Source organism: Streptomyces sp. SID486 (assembly GCF_009865385.1).
Classification (GTDB): domain Bacteria; phylum Actinomycetota; class Actinomycetes; order Streptomycetales; family Streptomycetaceae; genus Streptomyces.
The window spans coordinates 1-5,890 of the sequence record NZ_WWJT01000501.1; the positions used below are offsets into that span (position 1 = coordinate 1).

Consider the following 5,890-nt stretch of genomic DNA (forward strand, 5'->3'; position numbering starts at 1 on the left):
TCCACGGCACCGCACTCCGCGACAGCGCACTCCACGGCACCGCACTCCGCGACAGCGCACTCCGCGACAGCGCGCTTCACGGCAGCGCACTCCACAGCAGTGAACTTCTCGGCATCGCTCTGCACGGCAGCGGTGCGGACGGCGGCAGCCTCATGGAGGTGGGCACATGACGGACTCGTCGGACGAGCCGGTACCGGCACAGGAGTCCGATCCCGCGCGTGAGCGTCTGCGGCGGTGGCGGATGGTGCTCGGCGGTGGGTCCGCCGACGGCACCGGCTGCACGCTGACCGGCCGGGACGCGGGCATGGACGCCGCGCTCGCCGCGCTCTACGGCAGGAGCGACAAGACGCAGCCGGGCCGGGACCGGTCGGCGGGACTCGGTGCCTCGGCGCCGTCCGTCGCCCGCTGGCTCGGGGACATCCGCGGCTACTTCCCGTCCTCCGTGGTCCAGGTCATGCAGCGCGACGCCATCGACCGGATGGGGCTCGCCTCCCTGCTGCTGGAGCCGGAGATGCTGGAAGCCGTGGAGGCCGACGTGCACCTGGTCGGCACACTGCTCTCACTGCACAAGGCGATGCCGGAGACGACGAGGGAGACGGCGCGCTCGGTCGTCCGCAAGGTGGTCGAGGACCTGGAGCGGCGGCTCGCCACCCGCACCCGGGCCACCCTCACCGGCGCCCTGGACCGCAGCGCGCGGGTCCGGCACCCCCGCCACCACGACATCGACTGGAACCGCACCATCGCGGCCAACCTCAGGCACTACCTGCCCGAGTACCGCACGGTCGTGCCGCAGCGGCTCGTCGGCCACGGGCGGGCCGCGCAGTCGCTGCGCAAAGAGGTCGTGCTCTGCATCGACCAGTCGGGGTCGATGGCGGCGTCCGTGGTCTACGCGTCGGTGTTCGGGGCCGTCCTCGCCTCCATGCGGTCGATCCGCACCCGGCTGGTCGTCTTCGACACGGCGGTCGTCGACCTCACCGACCAGCTGGCCGACCCCGTCGACGTGCTCTTCGGTACCCAGCTGGGGGGCGGCACGGACATCAACAGGGCGCTCGCCTACTGTCAGGAACAGATCACGCGGCCGGCCGAGACCGTCGTCGTACTCGTCAGCGACCTCTACGAGGGAGGCATCCGCGAGGAGATGCTCAAGCGGGTCGCGGCGATGAAGGCGTCCGGGGTGCAGTTCGTGGCCCTGCTCGCGCTGTCGGACGAGGGGGCGCCCGCCTACGACCGGGAGCACGCGGCGGCGCTCGCCGCGCTCGGCGCACCGGCCTTCGCCTGTACGCCGGACCTGTTCCCCGAGGTGATGGCCGCCGCGCTGGAGAAGCGGCCGCTGCCGGTACCGGAGACGGTGTGACGCCGGGCGGGCGTGACGGCGGGGCGGCGGGGGCACCCGGTCTCGCGAGCGAGCGGCGCGGACAGCTCCGCGGGGTGGCGCACCCGGATGACCGAACGCCGTCGGTCCGTCCGGGCGGAGCCTCGCGGACAGGGCGGGTGGTCCCCATCGGGGTGGGGATCAAGCGCCCCGGCTCCGGGGCCCACCCGGAGCCGTCGGGGGGTCTCACCGGGTCCACCCCAGCCCGGTGAGGCCTCGGGAAGCGTCCGTGAGCAGGTGCCGAGCGGCCGTGAGCGCGCGACGGCACCCACAGGAAGGCACGCTGTGCCAGGAAAAACGGCATCATGTGACAGGTATCACCGCTCAGGTGTGACCCGCGATTTAGAGGGCTCCCGGAAGCAGAGATAACCTGCGAGACGGACATGCCGCGCGCTCGGACACCGTGTGCGCTTCCCTAGTGACAGCGGACGTCACGTTGCCCTTCGCGGCACGCCCACGCATCCAACGAACCGCGAGATCACTGATAGGGACGGAAGCGCGTGGACCTGTTCGAGTACCAGGCGAGGGACCTCTTCGCCAAGCACGATGTACCGGTGCTGGCCGGTGAAGTCATCGACACGCCTGAGGCGGCGCGCGAGATCACCGAGCGGCTGGGCGGCAAGTCCGTCGTCAAGGCGCAGGTGAAGGTCGGTGGTCGCGGCAAGGCCGGTGGCGTCAAGCTGGCCGCCTCCGCGGACGAGGCCGTCGCCCGGGCGACGGACATCCTCGGCATGGACATCAAGGGCCACACGGTCCACAAGGTGATGATCGCCGAGACCGCCCCGGAGATCGTCGAGGAGTACTACGTCTCCTTCCTCCTCGACCGTGCCAACCGCACCTTCCTCTCCATCGCCTCCGTCGAGGGCGGCATGGAGATCGAGGAGGTGGCGGCCACCCGTCCGGAGGCCGTCGCCAAGACGCCGATCGACGCGATCGACGGTGTGGACGAGGCCAAGGCCCGCGAGATCGTCGAGGCCGCCAAGTTCCCGGCCGAGGTCGCGGACAAGGTCGTCAACGTCCTCGTCAAGCTGTGGGACACCTTCATCAAGTCGGACGCCCTCCTCGTCGAGGTCAACCCGCTCGCGAAGGTCGCCTCCGGCGAGGTCCTCGCCCTGGACGGCAAGGTGTCGCTCGACGACAACGCCGAGTTCCGCCACGACTGGGACGAGCTCCACGACAAGGCCGCGGCCAACCCGCTCGAGGCCGCCGCCAAGGAGAAGAACCTCAACTACGTCAAGCTCGACGGTGAGGTCGGCATCATCGGCAACGGCGCGGGTCTCGTCATGAGCACCCTGGACGTCGTCGCGTACGCCGGTGAGAAGCACGGCAACGTCAAGCCCGCCAACTTCCTGGACATCGGCGGTGGCGCCTCCGCCCAGGTCATGGCGAACGGCCTGGAGATCATCCTGGGCGACCCGGACGTCAAGTCCGTCTTCGTGAACGTCTTCGGTGGCATCACGGCCTGCGACGAGGTCGCCAACGGCATCGTGCAGGCCCTGAAGCTGCTGGAGGACCGGGGCGAGAAGGTCGAGAAGCCGCTCGTCGTCCGTCTCGACGGCAACAACGCCGAGCTCGGCCGGAAGATCCTCACGGACGCCAACCACCCGCTGGTGCAGCGCGTCGACACCATGGACGGCGCGGCCGACAAGGCCGCCGAGCTGGCCCACGCCGCCAAGTAAGCACTCAGGACGAGGACACCAACACACCATGGCTATCTGGCTCAACAAGGACAGCAAGGTCATCGTCCAGGGCATGACCGGTGCCACCGGCATGAAGCACACCAAGCTCATGCTCGGTGACGGCACCAGCGTCGTGGGCGGCGTGAACCCGCGCAAGGCGGGTCAGACCGTGGACTTCGACGGCACCGAGGTACCCGTCTTCGGGACCGTCAAGGAGGCCATCGAGAAGACCGGCGCCAACGTCTCCGTCATCTTCGTGCCGGAGAAGTTCACCAAGGACGCGGTCGTCGAGGCCATCGACGCCGAGATCCCGCTGGCCGTCGTCATCACCGAGGGCATCGCCGTGCACGACTCGGCGTCCTTCTGGGCGTACGCCGGCAAGAAGGGCAACAAGACCCGCATCATCGGTCCGAACTGCCCCGGCATCATCACCCCGGGCCAGTCGAACGTCGGCATCATCCCGGGCGACATCACCAAGCCGGGCCGTATCGGCCTGGTGTCGAAGTCCGGCACGCTGACGTACCAGATGATGTACGAGCTGCGGGACATCGGCTTCTCCACCGCCGTCGGCATCGGTGGTGACCCGATCATCGGCACCACGCACATCGACGCGCTGGCCGCCTTCCAGGACGACCCCGACACCGACCTGATCGTGATGATCGGCGAGATCGGCGGCGACGCCGAGGAGCGGGCCGCGGCCTTCATCAAGGAGAACGTGACGAAGCCGGTCGTCGGCTACGTCGCGGGCTTCACCGCGCCCGAGGGCAAGACCATGGGCCACGCCGGCGCCATCGTCTCCGGCTCCTCCGGCACCGCACAGGCCAAGAAGGAGGCCCTGGAGGCCGCGGGCGTCAAGGTCGGCAAGACCCCGACCGAGACGGCCAAGCTCGCCCGGGAGATCCTGAGCGCCTGAGCCCCGGCTCCGGACAGGTAGGCCCGTTCCCCGCGTGGGAGCGGGCCTACCGGCATGCGGGCCGGGTGCGCGCCCGCGGGGACGCGGTGGCGCGGGGAACCGTACGACCGGCCACGGGGTACCGCGGCCGGTGTGCGGGGAACCGTACGACCGGTGACGGCGCACTGCGGTCGGTGTGCGGGGAACCGCGCGACCGGCCACGGCGCACCGCACCGCTCACTCGGGTTCCGGCGCCAGCCGTTCCGGGCCGCTGACCTCCGCGTCCCGCAGCTTCACCCGCAGCGCCTGGTCGGCCCGCGACAGCGGGCCCAGCCCGGCGGGCGGCGGCACGCCCTGCACCGCCTGGGCCGGTGCCACCGGTGCCTCGTACCGCGTCGGTGCCGTCCTCAGCGTGAGCGTCGTCGCGCCGATGATCGTCACCGTGAAGGCGATGGCCGCCCGGGTCCAGAAGACGTTCCGGCGCTCACAGCCGGTCCGTACGGCCGGTGGTCGGGCGGCGCTCAGCCGCTCGGCCGAGGCCAGTTCGAGCAGCCGGCGGTGCAGCTCGGCGGGATCGGCCAGCTCCGGCACCCGCGCCGCCACCACCGCTCGCGCCTGGGTCAGCCGGTTCGCCGCGGCCGGGGTGCTCGCCTCCGTCTCCGCCGCCGTCTCCGGCAGGTCCAGGCCCACCCCGTCGTACAGCACGAGCGTGCGCCGGTACGACGGCGGCAGCGTGAGCAGGACGTGCAGCAGTTCCCGGTCGGCGGGGTCGGTGGGCGGGGGCTCCGGCGACCGGTACCGAGGGCGGAAGCGGTGCCAGGGGGAGAGCGCGCAGTCGTACGCCACCGCCCGCACCCAGCCGGCCGGGTCCCGGTCCCGGGCCACCTCCGGCCAGCGCTGCCAGGCCAGCTGGAAGGCCCGCTCCACGGCTTCGCGGGCCAGCTCCCGGCGCCCGGTCAGCAGATAGGTCTGGCGTACGAGGGCGGGGGCGCAGAACGCGTAGAGCGCGTCGAAAGCCTGAGCGGGGGTCAGGGGTTCGGTACGGCCGGCCGCGGCGGGCGCGGCGGCCTGTTGGTCCGGTTCACCCGTTGCGGTGGCCGATCCGGCCCGGCCGGGCGTTTTCTGAGCCGACGTCAGCGGGCCTGTCCGGCCCGGGCGTCGGCGTTTGCCCGGCGGTGGCGGCGGGCCGGCGGAAGGCTGCTTCGTCGTCACCATGCGCCCTTTCGTGCGAAAAAGAACATAAACATATATTGAGCGACACTACGGAGGTTCGCCTGTTACGCCGGGAAAGCGCGTGTCGTTGGGAGCATGGCGAGGTGATCCAGATGACCGCCCGCCGCTCGTCGTTGTCGCCCCTGCGCTCCCGGCTCCGCGACCGCTCGCCCGGCCTCGCCGCGAGCATGCTGGGCGGCGCCGTCGCGGCCGGACTGGGCCTCGGCTCCCTCGCCGTGCTCGTCATGGTGCTGTGGGTCAGCTCGCCGTACCCGGACAGCGGACCGGGCGGGGCGCTGCACGTCGCAGCCGCCCTGTGGCTGCTGGCGCACGGGGTGGAACTGATCCGCACCGACACGCTCTCCGGTGCGCCGATGCCCGTCGGCGTCGCCCCGTTGCTCCTGCTCGCCCTGCCGGTCTGGCTGGTGTACCGGGCGGCACGCGACGCCACCGACGCGTCCGCCGAGCCGGACGGGCCGCCGCCGGTGGCGCCGCGTACCGCGTGGACGGGTGTGGTCCTCGGCTATCTGGGTGTCGGCACCGCCGCGGTGCTGTACTGCGCCGGCGGTGAACTGCGGCCGGACTGGATCTGGGTGACGGTGTGTCTGCCCGTGGTCGCGGCGGCCGCGGCCGGCGCCGGGGTGTGGTCGGCCCACGGCTGCCCGCGCGAGCCGGTGCTGGACGTGCTGGCGGCGCTGCCCGACCCGGTGCGGCGCCTGGTGTTCGGCGCCGACG

Annotated in this window: 5 protein-coding genes; 4 read left to right on the forward strand and 1 reads right to left on the reverse strand. The window is 71.7% G+C overall.

The genetic code is table 11. The features are described from left to right. Window positions 1–166: 166 nt before the first annotated feature. The 3 genes from GT045_RS23440 to sucD all read left to right on the forward strand — a co-directional run bounded on the left by GT045_RS23440 (window position 167) and on the right by sucD (window position 3,964). The gene (locus GT045_RS23440) at window positions 167–1,354 is read left to right on the forward strand and encodes a VWA domain-containing protein (RefSeq protein WP_161335340.1); all 1,188 of its coding nucleotides are present in this window, start codon (window positions 167–169) and stop codon (window positions 1,352–1,354) included. Between the two features lie 518 nt (window positions 1,355–1,872). Continuing rightward, window positions 1,873–3,051, forward strand: coding sequence for an ADP-forming succinate--CoA ligase subunit beta (gene sucC / locus GT045_RS23450; RefSeq protein WP_161288792.1), 1,179 nt, complete (start codon window positions 1,873–1,875; stop codon window positions 3,049–3,051). 28 nt (window positions 3,052–3,079) lie between these two features. Then, on the forward strand, window positions 3,080–3,964 hold the full coding sequence (gene sucD, locus GT045_RS23455; protein WP_161288794.1) for a succinate--CoA ligase subunit alpha: 885 nt from the start codon (window positions 3,080–3,082) through the stop codon (window positions 3,962–3,964). Window positions 3,965–4,180: 216 nt separating this feature from the next. Here sucD and GT045_RS23460 read toward each other — a convergent pair whose 3' ends face one another. Then, window positions 4,181–5,158, reverse strand: coding sequence for a sigma factor-like helix-turn-helix DNA-binding protein (locus tag GT045_RS23460; RefSeq protein WP_161288796.1), 978 nt, complete (start codon window positions 5,156–5,158; stop codon window positions 4,181–4,183). 110 nt (window positions 5,159–5,268) lie between these two features. On the opposite strand from GT045_RS23460, the gene GT045_RS23465 reads away from it, so the two are divergent. Next, window positions 5,269–5,890 (forward strand): DUF6350 family protein (locus GT045_RS23465; RefSeq protein ID WP_237538813.1); only part of this gene is annotated, 622 nt, incomplete at its 3' end.